General features: G+C 75.4%; 20 protein-coding genes. 11 read left to right on the top strand and 9 right to left on the bottom strand.

The features are described from left to right. Nucleotides 1-78 precede the first annotated feature (78 nt). The 4 genes from rsrA to INN71_RS04185 all read right to left on the bottom strand — a co-directional run bounded on the left by rsrA (nt 79) and on the right by INN71_RS04185 (nt 2,687). On the bottom strand, nt 79-384 hold the full coding sequence (gene rsrA / locus INN71_RS04200) for a mycothiol system anti-sigma-R factor (RefSeq protein WP_277498384.1): 306 nt from the start codon (nt 382-384) through the stop codon (nt 79-81). Further along, the gene (locus tag INN71_RS04195; protein ID WP_277498383.1) at nt 381-1,046 is read right to left on the bottom strand and encodes a sigma-70 family RNA polymerase sigma factor; all 666 of its coding nucleotides are present in this window, start codon (nt 1,044-1,046) and stop codon (nt 381-383) included. The genes rsrA and INN71_RS04195 overlap by 4 nt, the downstream gene beginning before the upstream one ends. A 167-nt stretch (nt 1,047-1,213) precedes the next feature. Further along, complete coding sequence (locus INN71_RS04190) at nt 1,214-1,921, bottom strand: alpha/beta family hydrolase (RefSeq protein ID WP_277498382.1); 708 nt, start codon at nt 1,919-1,921, stop codon at nt 1,214-1,216. Between the two features lies 1 nt (nt 1,922). Next, nucleotides 1,923-2,687 (bottom strand): SOS response-associated peptidase, encoded by a 765-nt coding sequence (locus INN71_RS04185; protein WP_277498381.1) that lies wholly within the window; start codon nt 2,685-2,687, stop codon nt 1,923-1,925. Nucleotides 2,688-2,736: 49 nt separating this feature from the next. On the opposite strand from INN71_RS04185, the gene INN71_RS04180 reads away from it, so the two are divergent. From INN71_RS04180 to INN71_RS04155, 6 genes are all read left to right on the top strand, one after another. Next, complete coding sequence (locus INN71_RS04180) at nt 2,737-3,261, top strand: DoxX family protein (protein ID WP_277498380.1); 525 nt, start codon at nt 2,737-2,739, stop codon at nt 3,259-3,261. An 81-nt stretch (nt 3,262-3,342) separates the two neighbouring features. Continuing rightward, nucleotides 3,343-4,665 carry a 3-phosphoshikimate 1-carboxyvinyltransferase gene (gene aroA, locus INN71_RS04175; RefSeq protein WP_277498379.1) on the top strand — a complete coding sequence of 441 codons (1,323 nt, stop codon included), beginning with the start codon at nt 3,343-3,345 and terminating at the stop codon, nt 4,663-4,665. A 1-nt stretch (nt 4,666) separates the two neighbouring features. Then, a complete protein-coding gene (gene rsgA / locus INN71_RS04170) occupies nt 4,667-5,683 on the top strand; it encodes a ribosome small subunit-dependent GTPase A (protein WP_277498377.1) in 1,017 nt (338 codons plus the stop codon). Nucleotides 5,684-5,726: 43 nt separating this feature from the next. Continuing rightward, entirely contained in the window at nt 5,727-6,608 is an 882-nt protein-coding gene (locus INN71_RS04165) for an inositol monophosphatase family protein (protein ID WP_277498376.1), read from the top strand. A gap of 77 nt (nt 6,609-6,685) precedes the next feature. Beyond that, entirely contained in the window at nt 6,686-7,123 is a 438-nt protein-coding gene (locus INN71_RS04160; protein WP_277498375.1) for a CBS domain-containing protein, read from the top strand. A 49-nt stretch (nt 7,124-7,172) separates the two neighbouring features. Then, nucleotides 7,173-7,541, top strand: coding sequence for an FKBP-type peptidyl-prolyl cis-trans isomerase (locus INN71_RS04155; RefSeq protein ID WP_277498374.1), 369 nt, complete (start codon nt 7,173-7,175; stop codon nt 7,539-7,541). Between the two features lie 60 nt (nt 7,542-7,601). Here the strand turns inward: INN71_RS04155 and INN71_RS04150 are convergent, their stop codons facing one another. Both INN71_RS04150 and INN71_RS04145 read right to left on the bottom strand, forming a co-directional pair. Beyond that, the gene (locus INN71_RS04150) at nt 7,602-7,850 is read right to left on the bottom strand and encodes an RNA-binding S4 domain-containing protein (protein WP_277498373.1); all 249 of its coding nucleotides are present in this window, start codon (nt 7,848-7,850) and stop codon (nt 7,602-7,604) included. 66 nt (nt 7,851-7,916) lie between these two features. After that, nucleotides 7,917-9,182 carry a DUF445 domain-containing protein gene (locus tag INN71_RS04145; RefSeq protein WP_277498372.1) on the bottom strand — a complete coding sequence of 422 codons (1,266 nt, stop codon included), beginning with the start codon at nt 9,180-9,182 and terminating at the stop codon, nt 7,917-7,919. A gap of 177 nt (nt 9,183-9,359) precedes the next feature. Here INN71_RS04145 and INN71_RS04140 point away from each other — a divergent pair, with 177 nt between their 5' ends. After that, complete coding sequence (locus INN71_RS04140; protein WP_277498371.1) at nt 9,360-11,000, top strand: MXAN_6640 family putative metalloprotease; 1,641 nt, start codon at nt 9,360-9,362, stop codon at nt 10,998-11,000. A gap of 116 nt (nt 11,001-11,116) precedes the next feature. Here INN71_RS04140 and INN71_RS04135 read toward each other — a convergent pair whose 3' ends face one another. Then, the gene (locus INN71_RS04135) at nt 11,117-11,524 is read right to left on the bottom strand and encodes a DUF5709 domain-containing protein (protein WP_277498370.1); all 408 of its coding nucleotides are present in this window, start codon (nt 11,522-11,524) and stop codon (nt 11,117-11,119) included. A 48-nt stretch (nt 11,525-11,572) separates the two neighbouring features. Next, nucleotides 11,573-12,292, bottom strand: a complete 720-nt coding sequence (locus INN71_RS04130; protein WP_277498369.1) for a M50 family metallopeptidase — start codon at nt 12,290-12,292, stop codon at nt 11,573-11,575. 91 nt (nt 12,293-12,383) lie between these two features. Here INN71_RS04130 and INN71_RS04125 point away from each other — a divergent pair, with 91 nt between their 5' ends. Then, nucleotides 12,384-14,504 carry an alpha/beta fold hydrolase gene (locus tag INN71_RS04125; RefSeq protein ID WP_277498367.1) on the top strand — a complete coding sequence of 707 codons (2,121 nt, stop codon included), beginning with the start codon at nt 12,384-12,386 and terminating at the stop codon, nt 14,502-14,504. A gap of 270 nt (nt 14,505-14,774) precedes the next feature. Here the strand turns inward: INN71_RS04125 and INN71_RS04120 are convergent, their stop codons facing one another. Then, nucleotides 14,775-15,014: a DUF6458 family protein gene (locus tag INN71_RS04120; protein WP_277498366.1), complete on the bottom strand. Its 240-nt coding sequence runs from the start codon at nt 15,012-15,014 to the stop codon at nt 14,775-14,777. A 743-nt stretch (nt 15,015-15,757) separates the two neighbouring features. On the opposite strand from INN71_RS04120, the gene INN71_RS04115 reads away from it, so the two are divergent. From INN71_RS04115 to INN71_RS04105, 3 genes are read left to right on the top strand one after another with little or no spacing between them, the layout of a single operon-like run. Next, nucleotides 15,758-17,491, top strand: coding sequence for a tetratricopeptide repeat protein (locus INN71_RS04115; RefSeq protein ID WP_277498365.1), 1,734 nt, complete (start codon nt 15,758-15,760; stop codon nt 17,489-17,491). Between the two features lie 52 nt (nt 17,492-17,543). After that, nucleotides 17,544-18,005: a PPOX class F420-dependent oxidoreductase gene (locus INN71_RS04110; protein WP_277498364.1), complete on the top strand. Its 462-nt coding sequence runs from the start codon at nt 17,544-17,546 to the stop codon at nt 18,003-18,005. Further along, the gene (locus INN71_RS04105; RefSeq protein ID WP_277498363.1) at nt 18,002-18,667 is read left to right on the top strand and encodes a pentapeptide repeat-containing protein; all 666 of its coding nucleotides are present in this window, start codon (nt 18,002-18,004) and stop codon (nt 18,665-18,667) included. The genes INN71_RS04110 and INN71_RS04105 overlap by 4 nt, the downstream gene beginning before the upstream one ends. The last annotated feature ends 2 nt before the right edge of the window (nt 18,668-18,669 follow it).

Raw genomic sequence — 18,669 nt, 5'->3', positions numbered from 1 at the left:
TGGTCTGCGGCTCACGAGTCGGTCTCCCGCGGGCCAGCGAGCATCATCGCAGACGGCCCGCGGGACGGGCCAATCTGCCTAGTCGGTGATGCGGATCTGGACCTCGCGGATCTGCAGCAGCACCCGCTGGCGCAGCGTGTCGGGCGCCGACTCGCGGCACGACCGGGCGACGACGGCCTTCACGGTGCGCTCGAGGTCGTACTTGCGCAGGCACGGCCCGCACTCGTCGAGGTGCGCCTGCACCAGCGAGCAGTCGTCGGCGTCCAGCTCGTTGTCGAGGAAGTAGATGATCCGCTCGAGGAAGTCGGCACACCCCTCCACGCCCTTGGCACCGTCAGCGCCCGGACCGTCGTCGTGCGCGTGGTCGTGCTGGAGGTCGCTCATCGCGAGGCCCCCTTCTGGAGCGCGGCGCCCACCGTGTCGGCGGCGACGAGGTCGTGGGTGCGGACGTAGTCGGCCAGGAGGTCGCGCAGCTGGCGTCGGCCGCGGTGCAGCCGCGACATCACGGTGCCGATGGGCGTCTCCATGATCTCGGCGATCTCCTTGTACGGGAATCCCTCGACGTCGGCGAGGTAGACCGCGAGGCGGAACTCCTCGGGGAGGCGCTGCAGGGCGTCCTTCACCTCGCTGTCGGGCAGGTGCTCGAGCGCCTCGTGCTCGGCCGACTTCAGCCCCGACGACGTGTGCGACTCGGCGCGCGCGAGCTGCCAGTCCTCCACGTCCTCCGCCATCGACTGCTGCGGCTGGCGCTGCTTCTTGCGGTAGGTGTTGATGAACGTGTTGGTGAGGATCCGGTAGAGCCACGCCTTCAGGTTCGTGCCCGGGCGGAACTGGTGGAACGAGGAGTACGCCTTCGCGAACGTCTCCTGCACCAGGTCCTCCGCGTCGGCGGGGTTGCGCGTCATCCGCAGCGCCGCCGAGTAGAGCTGGTCGATGAAGGGCAGCGCGTCGCGCTCGAACCGCGCGCCCCGCTCCTCGTCGGTCTCGGTCGCGGGGTCGACGGCGGGGCTCGGGTCCAGGTCGCCGGTGGCGGTCTCGTCGGTCATCGCCGGCGAGCCTACTCCCGCGGGCGCGACCAGCCACGGGCTCACGACCGTGGCTCCCGCTCCCGTCACCACGGGACGGTCCTCGCAGACCAGCATCCGCTCCTCCTCGCGTCGGGGTACGACGGGTCCAACGCGACCCCCCACGCCGCTATTCCGGCCGGCGCGGGTCAGCCGACGACGTCACGCACGACCCACTCGAGGACGGCCTCGACGACGAGGGCGAGGGCCTCGTCCTGCCCCAGCGGCGCCCGCTTCGGCACCTTCAGCCCGTGGTCGGCGTGCGGCACGACGGCCAGGTCCGCGCCCACTCCCCCGGCCGGCGCGACCGCCGGGTCGGCCAGCGCCGCCACGAGCTCGTCGGCGGTGCCCATCGTGTCGCGCTCGCCCTGCACGACGAGCGTCGGCGTACCCGTGGCGAGCAGGCCGGCCAGCTCGCCGGCGCGGGAGCGCTCCGGGCGGCCGGGAGGGTGCAGGGGGAAGGAGAGGAGCACGGCCCCGGCGGCGCCCAGGGGCCCGGCGCACCGGGCGGCTGAACGAGCCCCCGCCGAGCGCCCGCCGACGACGAGTGGCACCGCACGGTCCGCGGCGACCCGCGCCTCGACCGCGGCGCGCAGCCCCGCGTCGAGCGTCGGCGGCGGCGTTGCGACCTTCCGCCCGGCCACCCGCCACGGCTGCTCGAGGCGCAGCACGGTGACGCCCTCCGCCGGCAGGGCCGCCGCGAGCGCGACGAGGTCGGGCGACTCGACGCCTCCGCCGGCACCGTGCCCGAGCAGCAGGCAGGCGACGGGGCGCTCGGCGGCGTCGCGGTGCAGGCGCGCCTCGCCGTGGGGGATCGCGACGGAGGTGACCTCCGCGCCGACCTCGGCAGCCGCCACCTCAGCCGTCCTCGGCGGGCGCCGGCTCGACCGGCAGCGGCTCGACCAGCTCGGGCCCGTCGTTGCGCACGTTCGAGACCGCCGCGGAGACCGGGTACGCCGTCAGCCGCCCCGGCAGCGCCGGCTCCAGGAGGTCGAGGAGGTCCGGGCCGGCCTGCGCGGTCGGGTCCAGCCAGTCGTCCCACGCGCCGGGCGCGACCATCATCGGCATCCGGTCGTGGATGCGCCCGAGGTCGTCGGTGGCCTGGGTGGTGATGACGGTGCAGGTCCACCGGAACCGGTCGGGGTCGTCCTCCGCCCGGTCGGGGTCGCGCCAGATCTCGTAGAGGCCCGCCATGACGAGGGTGCCGCCGTCGGCGGGACGGATGAAGTAGGGCTGCTTCACGGGCTTGCCCGCCCGCGTCAGCTGCTCGGTGACGTACCACTCGTAGTAGCCGTCGGCGGGCAGCAGGCAGCGCCGGGAGGCGAAGGCCCGCCGGAAGGACGGCTTCTCGGCGACCGTCTCGCTGCGGGCGTTGATGAGCCGCGCCGCCCCCTTCGCGTCCTTCGCCCACGACGGCACGAGCCCCCAGCGCAGGGCGCGGAGCTGGCGGCGTACCCCGAGGTCCTCCTCGGGCTTCGGGGGCCGCTCGAGCACCGCGTAGACCGGGTCCGTCGGCGCCACGTTCCAGCTCGGCGCGAGGGGCTCGGCGAGCACCGTCTCGGCGACGCCGAACTCGTCGGCGAGGTCGTCGGGCTCACGGGAGGAGGCGTAGCGGCCGCACATGGACCCAGGCTAGGGCGTGTGCTGGGCCGCGTCGTGTAGGAAGGAGCGCATGACCCTCACGCGACTGATCGCCCGTCCGCTGCTCGCCTCGGTGTTCGTCGTCGGCGGCGTGAACGCCTTCCGCAACGCCGACGACCTCGCGGCCAAGGCCTCGAAGGTGACCGACAAGATCGTGCCCAAGGTGCAGCAGGCCGGCGCCCCCGTCCCGAGCGACGCCGCCACCCTGGTCAAGGCCACGGCCGCGGTCAGCGTGCTCGGCGGCTTCACCCTCGCCACCGGCCGCGCGCCGCGCGTGTCCGCCATGGTCCTCGCGGCGACCCTCGTGCCCGCCACGGTCGCCGACCACCCCTTCTGGGCGGAGAGCGACCGCGCGGCGCGCGCCGACCACCAGGCCCACTTCCTCAAGAACCTCTCGATCATCGGCGGCCTCGTGCTCGCCGCCGTCGACACCGAGGGCAAGCCCGGCCTCGCCTGGCGCGCACGTCGCGCCGCCAAGGACGCCCAGCGGCAGTCGCGCACCCTCGCCAAGAGCGCCAAGCGCGAGGCGAAGCTCGCCCGGGCCAAGGTCGCCTGAGCCGCACCCACGCCGCGCCGGCACCACACCGGCGACACGCCGCGGGGGCCGGGGTCATCCAGGGTCGGTAATCTGCCGACCGTGACGACCCCGGCCCCTGCTGCGTCCCCGGCCGACCCCTGGCCCGCCCCGCGCGTGCGCCACGCGGTCGACACCGTGGTGTCGCTGCCCGGCAGCAAGTCGCTGACCAACCGGGCGCTGGTGCTGGCGGCGCTGGCCTCCGGCCCCTCCGTCGTACGTCGTGCCCTCCGCTCGCGCGACACCCTGCTCATGGCCGGCGCGCTGACCGCGCTCGGCGCGCGGGTCGACACCGGCGGCGAGGACTGGACGGTCGAGCCGCTGGCGGCGGGCGGGACCAGCACCGACGCGTCCGTCGACTGCGGCCTCGCGGGCACCGTCATGCGCTTCGTCCCGCCCGTCGCCGGCCTCGTGCACGGCCGGGTCGCCTTCGACGGCGACCCGCACATGCGCACCCGCCCGATCGGCACCGTGCTGACCGCGCTCCGCGACCTCGGCGTGACGATCGAGGACGGCGGCCGGGGCGCGCTCCCCTTCACCGTGGTCGGGTCCGGTGCCGTGCGCGGCGGCGAGGTCGTCGTCGACGCCTCGGCCTCCTCGCAGTTCGTCTCCGCCCTGCTGCTCGCCGGCGCGCGCTTCGACGAGGGCGTGGAGGTGCGGCACCGCGGCGGACCCGTGCCCTCGCTCCCCCACGTCGCGATGACGACGACGGTGCTGCGCGCCCACGGCGTCGAGGTCGACGACACGGTGCCCGACCGCTGGCGCGTCGCGCCGGGGCCCGTGCGGCCCGTCGACCACCTCATCGAGCCCGACCTGTCGAACGCCGGGCCGTTCGTCGCGCTCGCCGCGGCCACCGGCGGCACCGTGGTCGTGCGCGACTGGCCGAGCACCACCACCCAGGCCGGCGACGCCCTGCGCGGCATCCTCACGGAGATGGGCTGCACCGTCGCCCTCGGCCCCGACGGCCTGCGCGTCACCGGCCCCGAGCGCCTCTCCGGGGTCGACCTCGACCTCCACGACGTCGGTGAGCTCACCCCCGTCGTCGCCGCCCTCTGCGCCCTCGCCGACGGGCCGTCGACGCTGCGGGGCGTCGCGCACATCCGCCACCACGAGACCGACCGCATCACCGCGCTGGCCACGGAGCTCGCCGGGCTCGGCGCCGACGTCACCGAGACCCCCGACGGCCTCGTGTTCCGCCCCGCCCCCCTGCGCGGCGGCGTGTTCCGCACCTACGCCGACCACCGCATGGCCCACGCGGGCGTCGTCGTCGGAGCCGTCACCGACGGGGTGCTGGTCGAGGACGTGGCCACCACCGGCAAGACGTTCCCCGACTTCGCGGATGCCTGGACGGCGCTCACCGCGGAGCCCGGGACGGCCGGGGCCTGACGTGGCACGCGGGTACGACCGCTTCGACCAGGAGCACTACGAGCGCCCCCGCCGGCGCACCCGTCCCCGCACGAAGGACCGGCCCGACTACGCCGAGGCCGAGAACGGCACCGTCGTGCGCGTCGACCGCGGGCGCTACACGCTGCTGCTCGACGGGGGCGACCCCGAGCAGCCGGTGACCGCGATGAAGGCGCGCTCGCTGGGGCGCAAGGCGGTCGTCGTGGGCGACCGGGTGCGCCTCGTCGGCGACAGCTCGGGCGAGCCCGGGTCGCTCGCGCGGATCGTGGTGGTCGAGGAGCGTCGTACCGTCCTGCGCCGCACGGCCGACGACGACGACCCCGTCGAGCGCGTCATCGTCGCGAACGCCGACCAGCTCGTCATCGTCACCGCCCTCGCGAACCCCGAGCCCCGCTCGGGCCTCATCGACCGGGCCCTCGTCGCGGCGTACGACGCCCGCATGTCACCGCTGCTCGTGCTCACCAAGGCCGACCTGGCCGACCCGGAGACGCTGCTCTCGACGTACCGCTCGCTGGGCGTGCCGTGGCTCGTCACGCAGAAGGGGGCCGACGTCAGCGAGGTGCGGGAGCGTCTCGCCGGGCGCACCAGCGTGCTCGTCGGCCACAGCGGCGTGGGCAAGTCGACGCTGGTCAACCGGCTCGTCCCGGACGCGCACCGCGACGTCGGCCGGGTCAACGACGTGACGGGCCGGGGCCGGCACACCTCGACCTCCGCGATCATGCTGGCCCTGCCCGCGGCGGAGGGCACGACGCCCGACGGCTGGATCGTCGACACCCCCGGCATCCGCTCGTTCGGCCTCGCCCACGTGCAGCCCGAGCACCTGATCGAGGCGTTCCCCGACCTCGACGAGATGACCGAGGACTGCCCCCGGGGGTGCACGCACGGCACCGAGGAGCCGGAGTGCGGTCTCGACACCGCCGTCGAGCGCGGCGAGGCCGACCCCGACCGCGTGGGGTCCTTCCGGCGGCTGCTGGCCGCCCGCGAGCGCACCGACTACTGACGGGCGCCCCCGGCCGGGGACGACGGCCGATAGCCTCGGGCCCATGGCTCCTGCTGCCGGCGCGGTCGACCACACCGACGACCTCCGCCTCGCCCACCTGCTGGCCGACGACGCCGACTCCATCAGCCTCGACCGGTTCAAGGCCATGGACCTCCACGTCATGAGCAAGCCCGACCTCACGCCCGTCACCGACGCGGACCGGGCGGTGGAGTCGGCGATCCGCGCGAAGCTCGGCCGCGTGCGCTCCCGCGACGCCGTGCTCGGCGAGGAGGAGGGCTCCACCCCCGGCCAGGGCGGGCGACGCTGGATCGTCGACCCGATCGACGGCACGAAGAACTTCGTGCGCGGCGTGCCGGTCTGGGCGACGCTCATCGGCCTCGAGGTCGACGGCGTCGTGGTCGCCGGCGTGGTGTCGGCGCCGGCGCTGCAGCGCCGCTGGTGGGCGGCGGCCGGCCAGGGCGCGTGGACCGGGAAGTCGCTGCTCAAGGCCACCCGTTGCGAGGTCTCGGCGGTGCGCGACCTGGGCGACGCGTCGCTGTCCTACAGCTCGCTGACCGGCTGGGACGAGCGCGGCCGGCTGGAGGACTTCCTCGCCCTGTCGCGCAGCGTGTGGCGCACCCGGGCCTACGGCGACTTCTGGTCCTACATGCTCGTCGCCGAGGGCGCGGTCGACGTCGCCGCCGAGCCCGAGCTCGAGGTCTACGACATGGCCGCCCTCGACGTCATCGTGCGCGAGGCCGGCGGCGCGTTCACCAGCCTCGCGGGCGACGACGGCCCCTGGGGCGGCAACGCGCTCGCGTCGAACGGGCACCTGCACGAGCCGGTCCTCGGGTTCCTCGGCACCGCCGGGGGCGAGGACCCCGACGACCCGGGGCACCGCCCGGCCGGCTCCGGCGGCACCGTCCGCCAGCTGCGACCCCGCTGAGGCCCTTCCCCGTGACGCAGGTCACACCTAGGGTGGGCCGACGGGCCCCGGGCCTCCGGGGCGGGACGGAGGTCGTCGTGCGCATCCAGGACGTGGTCCGACGCGGCCGGGTCGTCACCACCCGGCCCGACGCCGGCGTGGCCGACCTCGTGGCCCTCCTCACCGAGCACGGCATCGGCGCCGTCGTGGTGCTGGACGGGGGCGGCGGGCTCGCCGGCATCGCCAGCGAGCGCGACGTCGTGCGCCGCCTGGCCGCCGGGTCCGCGGCCGACGAGGTCCCCCTGCTGGAGCGCCCGGTCGAGGCGATCATGACCGCGGTCGTCCACACGTGCGCGCTCCAGGACACGACGGCCGACGTCATGCGGGTCATGACCGAGCACCGCGTGCGCCACGTGCCGGTGCTGGAGGACGGCGCGCTGGTCGGCATCGTCAGCATCGGCGACGTCGTGAAGGCGCGCCTCGACGAGCTGGCCTTCGAGCGCGACCAGCTCGACGCCTACGTGCACCAGGGGTGAGCGCCGGGCCGGTCGAACGGCTCGGCGGGCCGTGGCTAGGCTGGCGGGCATGGACAAGCCCGAGATCGAGTTCCCCGACTTCGACCCGCCGACCGACCTGGTCATCACCGACGTCACCGTCGGCGAGGGCGAGGAGGCCAAGGCCGGCCAGACCGTCTCCGTGCACTACGTGGGCGTCGCCCACTCCACCGGCGAGGAGTTCGACGCGTCGTACGACCGCGGCACCCCGCTGCAGTTCCGCCTCGGCATCGGCCAGGTCATCTCCGGCTGGGACACCGGCGTGCAGGGCATGAAGGTCGGAGGTCGCCGCCAGCTCGTCATCCCGCCGCACCTCGGGTACGGCGACCGCGGCGCCGGCGGCGTCATCAAGCCGGGCGAGACGCTGATCTTCGTCGTCGACCTGCTCGGCGTCTCCTGACCGCACCCCGCACCGGCCGGCCCGGCCGGCACCCGGCTCAGCCCCGACGGCGGCCTGTCCTCACCAGGGCAGGCCGTCGTCGTACGTCGCGGCGTCGACGGCCCGTGCACTCTGGCCCTCCAGGCTCACGACGTCGCCCGTGGTCAGCTGCCGCCCGCGGCGCAGCTCGACCTCCCCGTTGACCCGCACCTTGCCCTCGGCGATGACGGGCTTGGCCTGGGCGCCCGACTCGACCAGGTTGGCCAGCTTGAGGAACTGGCCGAGACGGATCGATCCGTCGCGGACGGGGACGTCGAAGGGCTCGCTCACCCCACCATCCAACACCGCGGCGCGTCGTACGACGAAGCGCGGCGCCCCGCTCGGGGGAGCCGCCCCCTAGGGCAGCAGCACCGCGACGGTGTGGATGAGCACGCCGACGAGCCCGCCCACGACCGTGCCGTTGATGCGGATGAACTGCAGGTCGCGCCCGACGTGCAGCTCGATCTTGCGGGCGGCCTCGTCGCCGTCCCAGCGCTGGATCGTCGTCGTGATGACGTCGGTCAGCTCGGCGCCGTAGCGGCCGACGGCGAAGACCACGGCGTCGGCGAGCCGGCGCTCGATGCGCTCGCGCAGGACGTCGTCGGTGCGCATGCGGCGACCCAGGGCGACGATCTCGTGCTCCAGGCGCACCCGGAGCATGCTGGCCTCCTCGCGCAGGCCCGCCTCCAGCGCCCGCTGGAAGGCCTTCCACAGCGACACCCCGGTCGCGAGCACCTGCGGGTGGTCGAGCACGCGGAGCTTCAGCCGCTCGGCCCGCTCGGCGGTCGCCCGGTCGTGCGCCAGGTCGTGGGCGAGGTCGGTGAGCATGGAGTCGAGGGCCTGCCGCGCCCGGTGCCCGGGGTCGGCCTGGATGTCCTGCACCCAGCGGATCGCCTCCTGGTGCACGCGCTGCGTGACCGCGTCGTTGAGCTTCGGCGGGCTCCACCAGGGGGCACGCTCGCCCAGCACCTCGGTGAAGGTCTCCTCGTTCTTCTCCAGCCAGCGCACCAGCTCGGTGAGCGCCAGGTCGACGAGGCCGTGGTGGAGGTCGTCCTCGACCATCTCGCCGAGCAGCGCCGAGGCGATGGGCGCGATGGGCTCCTCGCGGAACCGCGGCAGCAGGACGGTGTCGGCGATCTCGGCGACGTGGCGGTCCTGCACCTTGCCGAGCGCGATGACGGCCAGGTCGGACACCTCGCGCACCACGCGCCGGGCGTGCTCGGGGTCCTCGACCCACTCCCCCACGCGTCGCGCGACCTGGGCGGCGGCGAGCCGGTCCCGCACGACGCCCTCGGCCAGGAAGTTCTCCTTGACGAAGTCCTGCAGGCCGCGGCCCAGCTCGTCCTTGCGCCGCGGGATGAGCGCCGTGTGCGGGATGGGCAGCCCCAGCGGGTGGCGGAACAGGGCGGTGACGGCGAACCAGTCGGCCATCGCGCCCACCATCGACGCCTCGGCGCCCGCGTTCACGAACCCCCACACGCCGTCGCGGCCGTGGGTGGCGACGTAGACGATCGCGGCCACGACGAGCAGCCCGGTCGCGACCGCGCGCATGCGGTTGAGGTCGCGGCGTCGGACGACGTCGGCCTCGGCGGAGCCGGGCACCGTGAACAGGTCGGTGGACACTCTCGGCTCCTCTCGGGGGGGACGGGCCGGGCCCACGATAGAGGGGCACCCGAACGCGTACGCCGGCCCGCTCCGGGTCCGCTGTGCACGAACGGCGGCGGCGGGGGCCCGGGGGCTCTAGGGTGAGCCGCGCCCCCGCGCCCGCGGGCGGCCCCCTCACGACGCCCCGGAGAACGCATGATCAAGCGCGCGCGGCCCCTCGCCGCGGCCGCCGTCCTGTCCACGCTCGGTGCCGCCCTGGCGCTGGTCCCGACGCCCGCCCAGGCGGCCACCGCCGTCCCCGCGGCCGCCGTCACGACGGCGGACCCCACCGACCCCGTGCCGCTGCCGGTCGACCCGGCCGACATCACGCCCGAGGTCGCCACGCGGACGCTCGAGCGCGCCCAGGCGGCCGTGGAGGGCGACCTCGTCGACCCCGCCACCGGCGAGGTGGAGTCCCCCACCCTCGCGCTGCGCGACCTCTTCCGCGCCAAGCCCCGCCTCGGCGGCGCAGAGCTCGCCGAGGCTGAGCGCCTGCTTGCGCGCCCGACCGACGGGGCCGCAGACCCAGGCCAGGACGGCTATCCCACGAATGCACCCGTGACGAAGGGCTGTCAGACGAACGTCTGTGTGCATTACCGGGCGGTGGAGCGCGACGCCACCCCGGCGGAGCAGGCAGAGCAAACTGCGGCGGGACATGCGACCGACGTCTGGGCCGCACAGACCCTGCGCACCCTGCAGGACGTCTGGAACTACGAGACCCGCACGCAGTCCTACCGCGGCCCCGCGCCCGACGGCACCCGCGGCGGCAACGCCAAGTTCGACGTCTACCTCACCGACCTCGCGTCGCAGGGCGTCTACGGCTACTGCATGCCGGAGGCGTACGCCGACGAGTCGGGGATGCGCGCCACGAGCTACTGCGTGCTCGACAACGACTACGCCGAGTTCCCCGACACCCCGCTCAACAGCCTGCGGGTCACCGCGGCTCACGAGTTCTTCCACGCCATCCAGTTCAACTACGACGTGAACGAGGACGGCTGGCTCTACGAGGCCACCGCGACCTGGATGGAGGAGCAGTACGCGCCGGAGGTCGACGACAACCAGCAGTACCTGCCGGACGGCCAGCTCGGTGACCCGTCCGTGCCGATGGACGTCTTCGGCGACAGCTCCTACGGCAACTGGCTGTTCTTCGAGTACCTGACGCAGCGCTTCGGGCCGCGCATCGTGCGCACCACGTGGGAGGCGGCGGCCGGCGCCACGGGCACCGACTACCACTCGCTCGTCGCGCTCAAGTTCGCGCTGTACTACAGCCGCGACGTCAACGGGGCCCGCGGGGAGTACGGGCAGGAGTACGCCGGCTTCGGCGCGGCCAACCAGCTGCCGGGCTTCTTCTACCGCGACGGGCGCGACTACGGCGCGGCGCCGAACGACGGCTACGTGACGATGCCCCCGGGCCGCTCCTTCGGGTCCACGCTCGCGATGCGCCAGCAGACGACGCGGTCCGTGCGCCTCGACGTCTCCCCGGCGGCGACGGGCCAGCGCACCCGACTGCGCTTCCAGTTCACGACCCCGCCCTCGGCCACGACGCCGGGCGCGTACGTCGCCGTCTACGACGCCGCCGGCCGGGTGCAGCGCATCCCGCTGCGCCTGACGGCGGGCTCGACCACGGTCGTGCTGCCGTTCACGACGGGTCAGGTGCGACGCGTCTACGTCACCTTCGCCAACGCGTCGTCGCGCATGGCCTGCGGTGAGGGCGACGAGGTCGAGCGCGCCTGCTACGGCTACCCCCTCGACAACGGCGTCCAGGTGCGCTGGACCGCCCGCGCCGAGCGCTACTGAGGCTCCCCACGGCTCCGGCCAGACACGACGGCCAGACACGGCGACGCCCCTGCACCCACCCGGATGCAGGGGCGTCGCCCGTCTCGGTGCCGGCCCTGCGGGCGGCCGGCGGGACGTCAGTAGACCGGGTCGTCGTCGGGGTCGATGGTGTGCATGGCGGCCTCCTCGGCGCTGGCCCCGGCGCCGTCGATGCCCTCGTCCTCGGCGTACGTGAGGTGGTCCTCGTCGGCGCGGGTGCCGTCGGCCTCCGCGACCAGGCGGCCCGTGCGGGCACCCCCGACCTCGCCGCCCACGGGACCGTCGACGACGTCGGCGTCCAGCTCCTCCTGGAGGCCCGCCCACTCCTCGGGCTCCTCCTGGCGCAGGCGCTCGTCGATCGTCTCGCCCTCGAGCTCGCCGGCCGCCGTCACGTCCTTCAGGTTCGAGCCCCGCAGGTGCTCCGGCGGGGAGAACCCCTCGTCCAGGACGTCGTCCACCCCGCGGTCGTCCAGCGTGTCCTGCGGCTGCAGCTGCTCCTCACTCATGTCCACGAACCTAGGCGGGCGCTGGTGACGCCCGCCGCCGCGTCGTCGTCAGCCGCGGGCAGCCCCGGCCAGCAACCAGCCGCCGAGCGCGGCCGCGGCGACCGTGGCGGCACCCAGCAGGACGACCCAGGCGCCGCCGGGCAGCGGCGTCAGCCGGCCCAGCACGTCGGCGTCGGAGTGCGGGGCGCGCCCCCGGCGCCGCTGCCCCTGCAGCTCGACGACCGGCCGTGGGGCGGCCAGGAGCAGGAACCAGGTCAGCAGGTACGCCGCCCCCACCCGCAGCTGCTCGCTGCCCCACCACGACACGGCGAAGACGGCGAGCCCGGCCAGCAGCACGGCGTACAGGCCGAAGAAGTTGCGGATCTGCAGCAGCAGGAGCGCGAGGAGCCCGAGGGCCACCCACAGGGCCGCGAGGGCGTAGCCCCGCGAGAGCACGACCGCGGCCACGAGGCCGAGGACGCTGGGCGCGACGTACCCCGAGGCGGCGGTCACCACCATCCCCGGACCGCTCGGACGACCGCGGGAGACGGTGAGACCGGAGGTGTCGGAGTGCAGCCGGATGCCCTCGAGCCGGCGCCCGCTCGCGAGGGCGGCCACGCCGTGACCGCCCTCGTGCACGATCGTCACCACGTGCCGGGCCCGCCGCCACGCCGGGCGCCACACCACCAGCACCGCGGCCAGGACGGCGGTGAGCGCGACCAGTCGCGGGTCGAGCGCCGGCTGGCGGGCGACCACGTCGCCCAGGACGCGGTCGAGGACCTCCTGCATCCCTCCAGCATGCCGGGGCGGCCGCGAGCCGTGTCCACATCGTGACGTCGCCGCCGCTGCGGCGGGCCCGCCGGGTCGATAGCGTGCGGCGGTGACCCTCTCGGATGCTGCACCCTTCTCCTCCCTGGACGACTACCTCGCCCTCCCCCGCGTCGAGGGCCTCGCCCTCTCCCCCGACGGCACCCGGGTGGTGCTGACCGTGGCGACGCTGACCGACGACCGCACCCGCTACGAGCGGGCGCTGTGGGAGGTCGCCGCCGACGGGACCGGCACGCCCCGGCGCCTCACGCGCAGCGCCGCCGGCGAGGGCGGCGCCACCTTCACCGGCTCGGGCGACCTGCTGTTCACCTCGGGACGCACCGGGGGCGGCGGGCCGGAGCAGGACGGGAAGCCCGTGGGCCAGCTGTGGCTGCTGCCCGCCGGTGGCGGCGAGGCCCGGCCCGTGACCGCGCTCGCGGGCGGGGTCGACGCGGTCGCCGCCACCGCCCTCGCGAGCGGCACCGTCGTGCTCGACGCCCCGCTGCTGCCGGGTGCGTCCACCCTGGAGGAGGACGCGGCGCTGCGCGCCGAGCGGGCCCGGCGCAAGGTGACGGCGATCCTCCACGAGCGGTACCCGGTGCGCCACTGGGACCACGACCTCGGACCGGCCGAGCCCCACCTGCTGGCCCTCGACCTGGACGCGGCCGGTCCGGAGACCGTGGTCCCGCCCGCCCGCGAGGACGGCGACGGCGCCGGCGACGGCGCGGACGACGACGCGGGGGCGGGCACGCCGTACCCCGCCCACCTCCTGCGCCCCACCGACCTCACTCCCCGGCCGGGCCGCTCGGCGGCGACCGCGGGGGTCGCCCTGACACCCGACGGGCGCACCCTGGTGGCGGCGGTACGACGCCCGCAGGGCCGCGCGGAGCGGTTCGCGCTGGTGACCGTCGACGTCGCCACCGGCGCCCGCACGACCCTGGTCGACGAGCCGTCGACCTACGTCGAGTCACCCACCGTCAGCCGTGACGGCCGGCTCGTCGCCTACGTGCGCTCGGCGTTCTCGACGCCCGCCGGCCCGGCCGACCAGGAGCTGTGGGTCAGCGGGATCGACGGGAGCGACCCGCGGCGCCTCGCCGACGGCTGGGACCGCTGGCCGGCCAGCCTCGTGTTCGACCACGACGACGCCGCCCTCGTCGTCGTCGCCGACCAGGACGGGCGGGCGCCCGTCTTCCGCGTCCCGCTCGACGGCGGCCCGGTGGTGCAGGTGACGACCGACGACCACGCCTACTCCCACGTGCGGGTCGACCCCCGCGACGGCACGCTCGTCGCCCTGCGCTCCAGCTGGCAGGTGCCGTCGCACCCGGTGCGCATCGCACCCGACGGCACGGTGACGCCCCTGACCACCCCGGCACCGCCGCCCGCCCCGGTGGCCCGCATGGACGAGGTCGAGACCACCGCGGAGGACGGCTCCCGCGTGCGCGGCTGGCTGCTCGTGCCGCCGTCCGCGTCGGCGCAGGCGCCGGCCCCGCTGCTGCTGTGGATCCACGGCGGCCCGCTGAACTCCTGGAACGCCTGGAGCTGGCGCTGGTGCGCCCAGCTCGCCGTGGCCCAGGGGTACGCCGTGCTGCTGCCCGACCCGGCGCTGTCGACGGGCTACGGCCTCGACTTCATCGCGCGCGGGTGGAACGCGTGGGGCGGCGCGCCCTTCACCGACCTCATGGCGATCACCGACGCGACCGTCGTGCGCGAGGAGGTCGACGCCACCCGCACCGCCGCGATGGGCGGCTCGTTCGGCGGCTACATGGCGAACTGGGTGGCCGGCCACACCGACCGCTTCGACGCGATCGTCACCCACGCCAGCCTGTGGGCGCTCGACCAGTTCCGCGGCACGACCGACGGCGCGCCGTACTGGGACGAGATCTTCGACGACGAGGGCCTGGCCGCGAACTCGCCCCACACGCACGTGGAACGGATCACGACGCCGATGCTCGTGATCCACGGCGACAAGGACTACCGGGTGCCGATCGGCGAGGGGAACCGGCTGTGGGCGGACCTGGCGGAGCACCACGCCGCCGAGGACGGCACGATGCCGCACCGGTACCTGTACTTCCCCGACGAGAACCACTGGATCCTCAAGCCGCAGCACGCGAAGGTCTGGTACCAGACGGTCTTCGCGTTCCTCGCCGAGCACGTGCTGGGCGAGGAGTGGGAGCGCCCGCGCCTGCTGGGCTGAGCGCCGCCGGCCACCGCCGGCCAACGCTGGCGACCGCCGACCACCACCCGGACGCACCGGAGGGGGGCCCCCCCCCCCCCCCCCCCCCCCCCCCCACCCCCCCCCACCACAGAGGCGGGAAGGAGAGGAGAGCGGGCAAAATGGAGGCCGGCCTCCACCGGGGGCCCCCCCCCCCCCCCCCCCCGTCTCCTCGGGGGGGCCCCCCCCCGGGGGGGCCCCCCTCCGCGCTTCGTCCCCCCGTCGAGTGCTGCGTGCCGTCGTGCCGTCCGGTCAGATGTCTGTGCGGCTGTCGCGCACGCTCTGCGTGCCGTCGGCGTGGGTGACGGTCGTGCGCGAGCGCGCCCCGCCGCCACGGTTGAGCGTCAGCGCGGTCAGGAGGATGACGAGGAGCCCGACACCGGCCATGATCCAGCCGACCATGGTCAGGTCGACGGCCTCGACCCGGTCCTGCACCGCGAGGGCGAGGACGAGACCCACCACCAGCAAGAAACCACCGAACCCGTAACCCATTGCCGCACCTGCTTCCTTGAGAGGGACTCCCGCGAGGGATTCGTGTCAGCATGCCCACGCCCGGGCCCGTTCACAAGGACCGGCCCCGGCTGGTCGCCCGATGTTTGGCGCCCGCCCCGGCGGACCACCCTGGGCTCCGTGCCTGAGCGCGACACCCACTGGACGGACGACTTCCCCCTCCACGCGACCGCGGCCGGGAGGCTGCTCGGCCTCCTGCCCGGCGAGGTGGCGACCCACAGCCACGCCGACGTCGCGGCGGGCCTCTTCCACGTGTGGACCCCCGGGCGGGGCGGCCTGCAGCTCGTCATGGGGCTCGACCAGGCGGTCTACGTCCGCGAGTCGTGCTTCACCGCGGCGCAGATGCGCGACTTCCACCAGCACGGCCGACGCAGCGACCTCGCGACGCTGGCCGAGCGGCCGCTCAACCACGCCGCGTCCGCCGTGGCGGCGATGATCCGCGTCCTGCGGGGCGGCGAGAGGGGCACCGCCGAGCCGACCGGGCCCACCCAGGCCGAGCTCGAGGACCTCGTCGGCAGCCCGTTGCGACCGACCACGCCCGACGAGGTCGCGGCGCGGCTCGCCGACGCCGACCCCACCACCCACCTGCTCGTCGGGGTGGACCGCGACCAGGGCCCCGGGCACTGGTACGTCGCGGTGCGCCTCGACGGGGAGGTGACCGCGCTGGACCCGATCGCGAACACGCGGCACCCCTGGCCCCCGCCGAACGCCGACGCCGTGCGCTGGTGGGCCAGCGGTACGCCGACCCCCGCCGCCCCGCCTGCCCCCGCGACGACCACCACCGCGTCCGCTGCTCCCCCAGCCCCCCGGCTCCTCCCGCCCCGCCGGCCCCGCCCGCCGCGCAGCAGGGCACGGTGCTGTGCGAGGCCGACGCCCACGGCACCCGCGTCTGGCTGCGCACGACCCCGTTGCTCGCCCCGTTCGGCCAGCAGCTCGTGGACGCGTGGACCCGGCAGCCGGCCGACCGCATCACCGGCGGGCGCGGCATCTGGTTCGGGTTCTGGTGGACCGCGCTCAGCCGGAGCAGCGAGGGCGACGGCCTGCGCGTCGCCGCCTCCGACCTCGGTCGGGTCGAGGACGCGACCAGCTGGAACGTGGACCCCGCGCTCGAGGTGATGCGCCAGCAGGTCGAGATGGTGGGCTTCTGCCGCGCGCAGCGGGACTCCGTCAACTTCCTGCGGACCGTCGCGGTCGAGCCGGGGTCCCTCGAGGCCCCCGAGGTCCACCTGCTGCGCCGTCAGCCGGGCGAGCACCCCGACTCCGGGTGGTACGTCGGCACCTCGCCCACCCCGAGCGCCGACGTCGAGGTGCTGGCGGCGAAGGAGGTCTGGCGGCGCCGACCCGAGCTCACCCGCTACCTGGGGCTCCCCGTCGGGTTCCGCGCCGTGTGGTCGGGCGGGCGCACCGCGTTCCTCCGCAACCCGGCCGGCAACTTGATCTGGGACGCCGCCGAGCACGACCGTCGACAGGCAGAGGCGGCCCCGGCGGGCCCGGCGGGCCCGGCGGGCCCGGCTCCCGCGGCCTCCGGGGCGACGCGCCCGCAGCGCACCGTCCCGCGCGGCGGCAGCCCGACGTACGCCCGGGCGGTGCAGGCGCTCAACGGCGAGCACACCTCCCCCACGGAGCTGCTCGCCGCGGCCCGCGAGGTGCGCGGCTGCTTCGAGCGCTCCGAGCACCTCATCGGCCTCCTGCCCGGCGAGGCACCCGACGTCCTGGTCGAGCTGTGGGAGCGGGCCGGCACCGGCGAGGCGCTGGTCGACCTGGGCGACTGGTGGCGCGCGCCGCGGACCGGGTCCCCCGACCCGGCGCGGGCGATCGCGGCGTACCAACGAGCCGACGCCGCGGGCTCGCGCGACGGGGCCCTCGGCTGGGTGCGCGAGACCTACTTCGCCGGGACCGGCGACCCCCGCCACGCCGTCACGCGCGTCGAGCAGCTCGTGGCCGACGACGCCGACGGGCGCGCGCACGTGCTGCGCGGGTGGATGCGGTTCAAGGGCTGGGGCTACCCGCAGGACGCCGCGGCCGCCGCGACGGACCACCGCACGGCCGCGGGACGGGGCAACGCGGACGCCCACTTCGAGCTCTCGGTGCTCCACGGGACGGGCCAGGGCGTCGAGCGGGACCCGCGTCTCGCCCTGGAGCACCTCGAGCAGGCGGCAGCGCAGGACCATCCCCGGGCGCTGCACAACCTCGCGGCGATGCACGCCACCGGACGCGGGGTGCCGGCCGACGCCGCTCGTGCGGTGGAGCTGTACGAGCGGGCCGCGGACCGCGGTCACGCGCAGGCGGCGTTCACGGCGGGCGTGATGCTGCTGACCGGTGAGGGCGGGGCGCCCGACGAGGACCGGGCCCGCGACCTCCTGGGGCTGGCGGAGCACCACGGCCTCGACGTGCGCGAGCGCGCCGGTGCGCTGCCGCCGGCGCTGCACGACCGGATCCTGGCCGTGCTGGCGCGCTGAGGGGCCTGGCAGGATCGCAGGGTCCCCGCCAACCCTTCCGAGGAGCCGCGCCGTGCCCCGCACCATCGCCACCACCACCGACGTCGACCTCGCCGCCCTGCAGGACTTCGTGCGCCCGCGCCACCGCATGGTGCTGCTGACCCGGCGTGCCGACGGGTCGCCGCAGGCCTCCCCCGTCACCGGCGGCCTCGACGACGCCGGGCGCATCGTCATCTCGACGTACCCGGAGCGGGCGAAGACGCGCAACGCCCGTCGCCGCCCGGAGGCCAGCGTCGTGGTGCTCTCCGACGAGTGGGACGGCCCGTGGGTGCAGGTCGACGGCACGAGCGAGGTGCTCGACGTGCCGGAGGCGCTCGACGCGTTCGTGGAGTACTTCCGCAACATCGCGGGCGAGCACCCGGACTGGGACGAGTACCGGCAGGCGATGCTCGACCAGGGCAAGTCGATCATCCGCATCACGCCGACCCGGTGGAGCCCGGTCGCGACCGGCGGCTTCCCCGCGCGGCTCGCGTGAGCGCGCGGCGCCGCGCCGCGGTGGCGGCGCCCCGCATCGAGGCGCCCTACCTGGAGCGGCTCGCCGACGGCTCCGCCGACGACCTCCGGCCCCGCGCCGACCTCGAGGCCATGCAGGTCAGCGAGGTCCGGGTCGAGCACCTCGACCTCGACGGGGCGGTGCTGACCGACGTCCGCCTGCGCGACCTGGCCGCCCACGAGACCGACCTGGGCGGCGCGCGCCTCACCGGCGTGGGGCTCGAGGGCGTCGACCTGACGGTGGTGCGCGCCTCCCGGGGGCAGTGGCGCGACGTCGAGGTGACCGGGCGCCTCGGCTCGATGGAGGCCTACGAGTCACGCTGGCGCTCGGTGCACCTCGTCGGCTGCAAGCTCGGCTTCGTCAACCTGCGCGGCGCCGAGCTGGTCGACGTCGCCCTCACCGACTGTGTCGTGGAGGAGCTCGACCTGGCCGACGCCCGCCTGTCGCGGGTGCGCCTGAGCGGCACGCGGGTGGGGCGTCTCGACGTACGACGCAGCGAGATGCGTGACGTCGACCTGCGGGGCGCCACGCTCAGCGAGGTCGAGGGGCCGATGGACCTCGGCGGGGCTGTCGTCACCCCCGAGCAGCTCGAGGCGCTGGCACCGCTGCTCGCCGCCGGGATCGGGCTGCGCGTCGAGCCCTGACG

Source organism: Nocardioides sp. ChNu-153 (genome assembly GCF_030466625.1).
Taxonomy (GTDB): domain Bacteria; phylum Actinomycetota; class Actinomycetes; order Propionibacteriales; family Nocardioidaceae; genus Nocardioides.
This window is presented reverse-complemented; position numbering and strand designations above follow the sequence as displayed.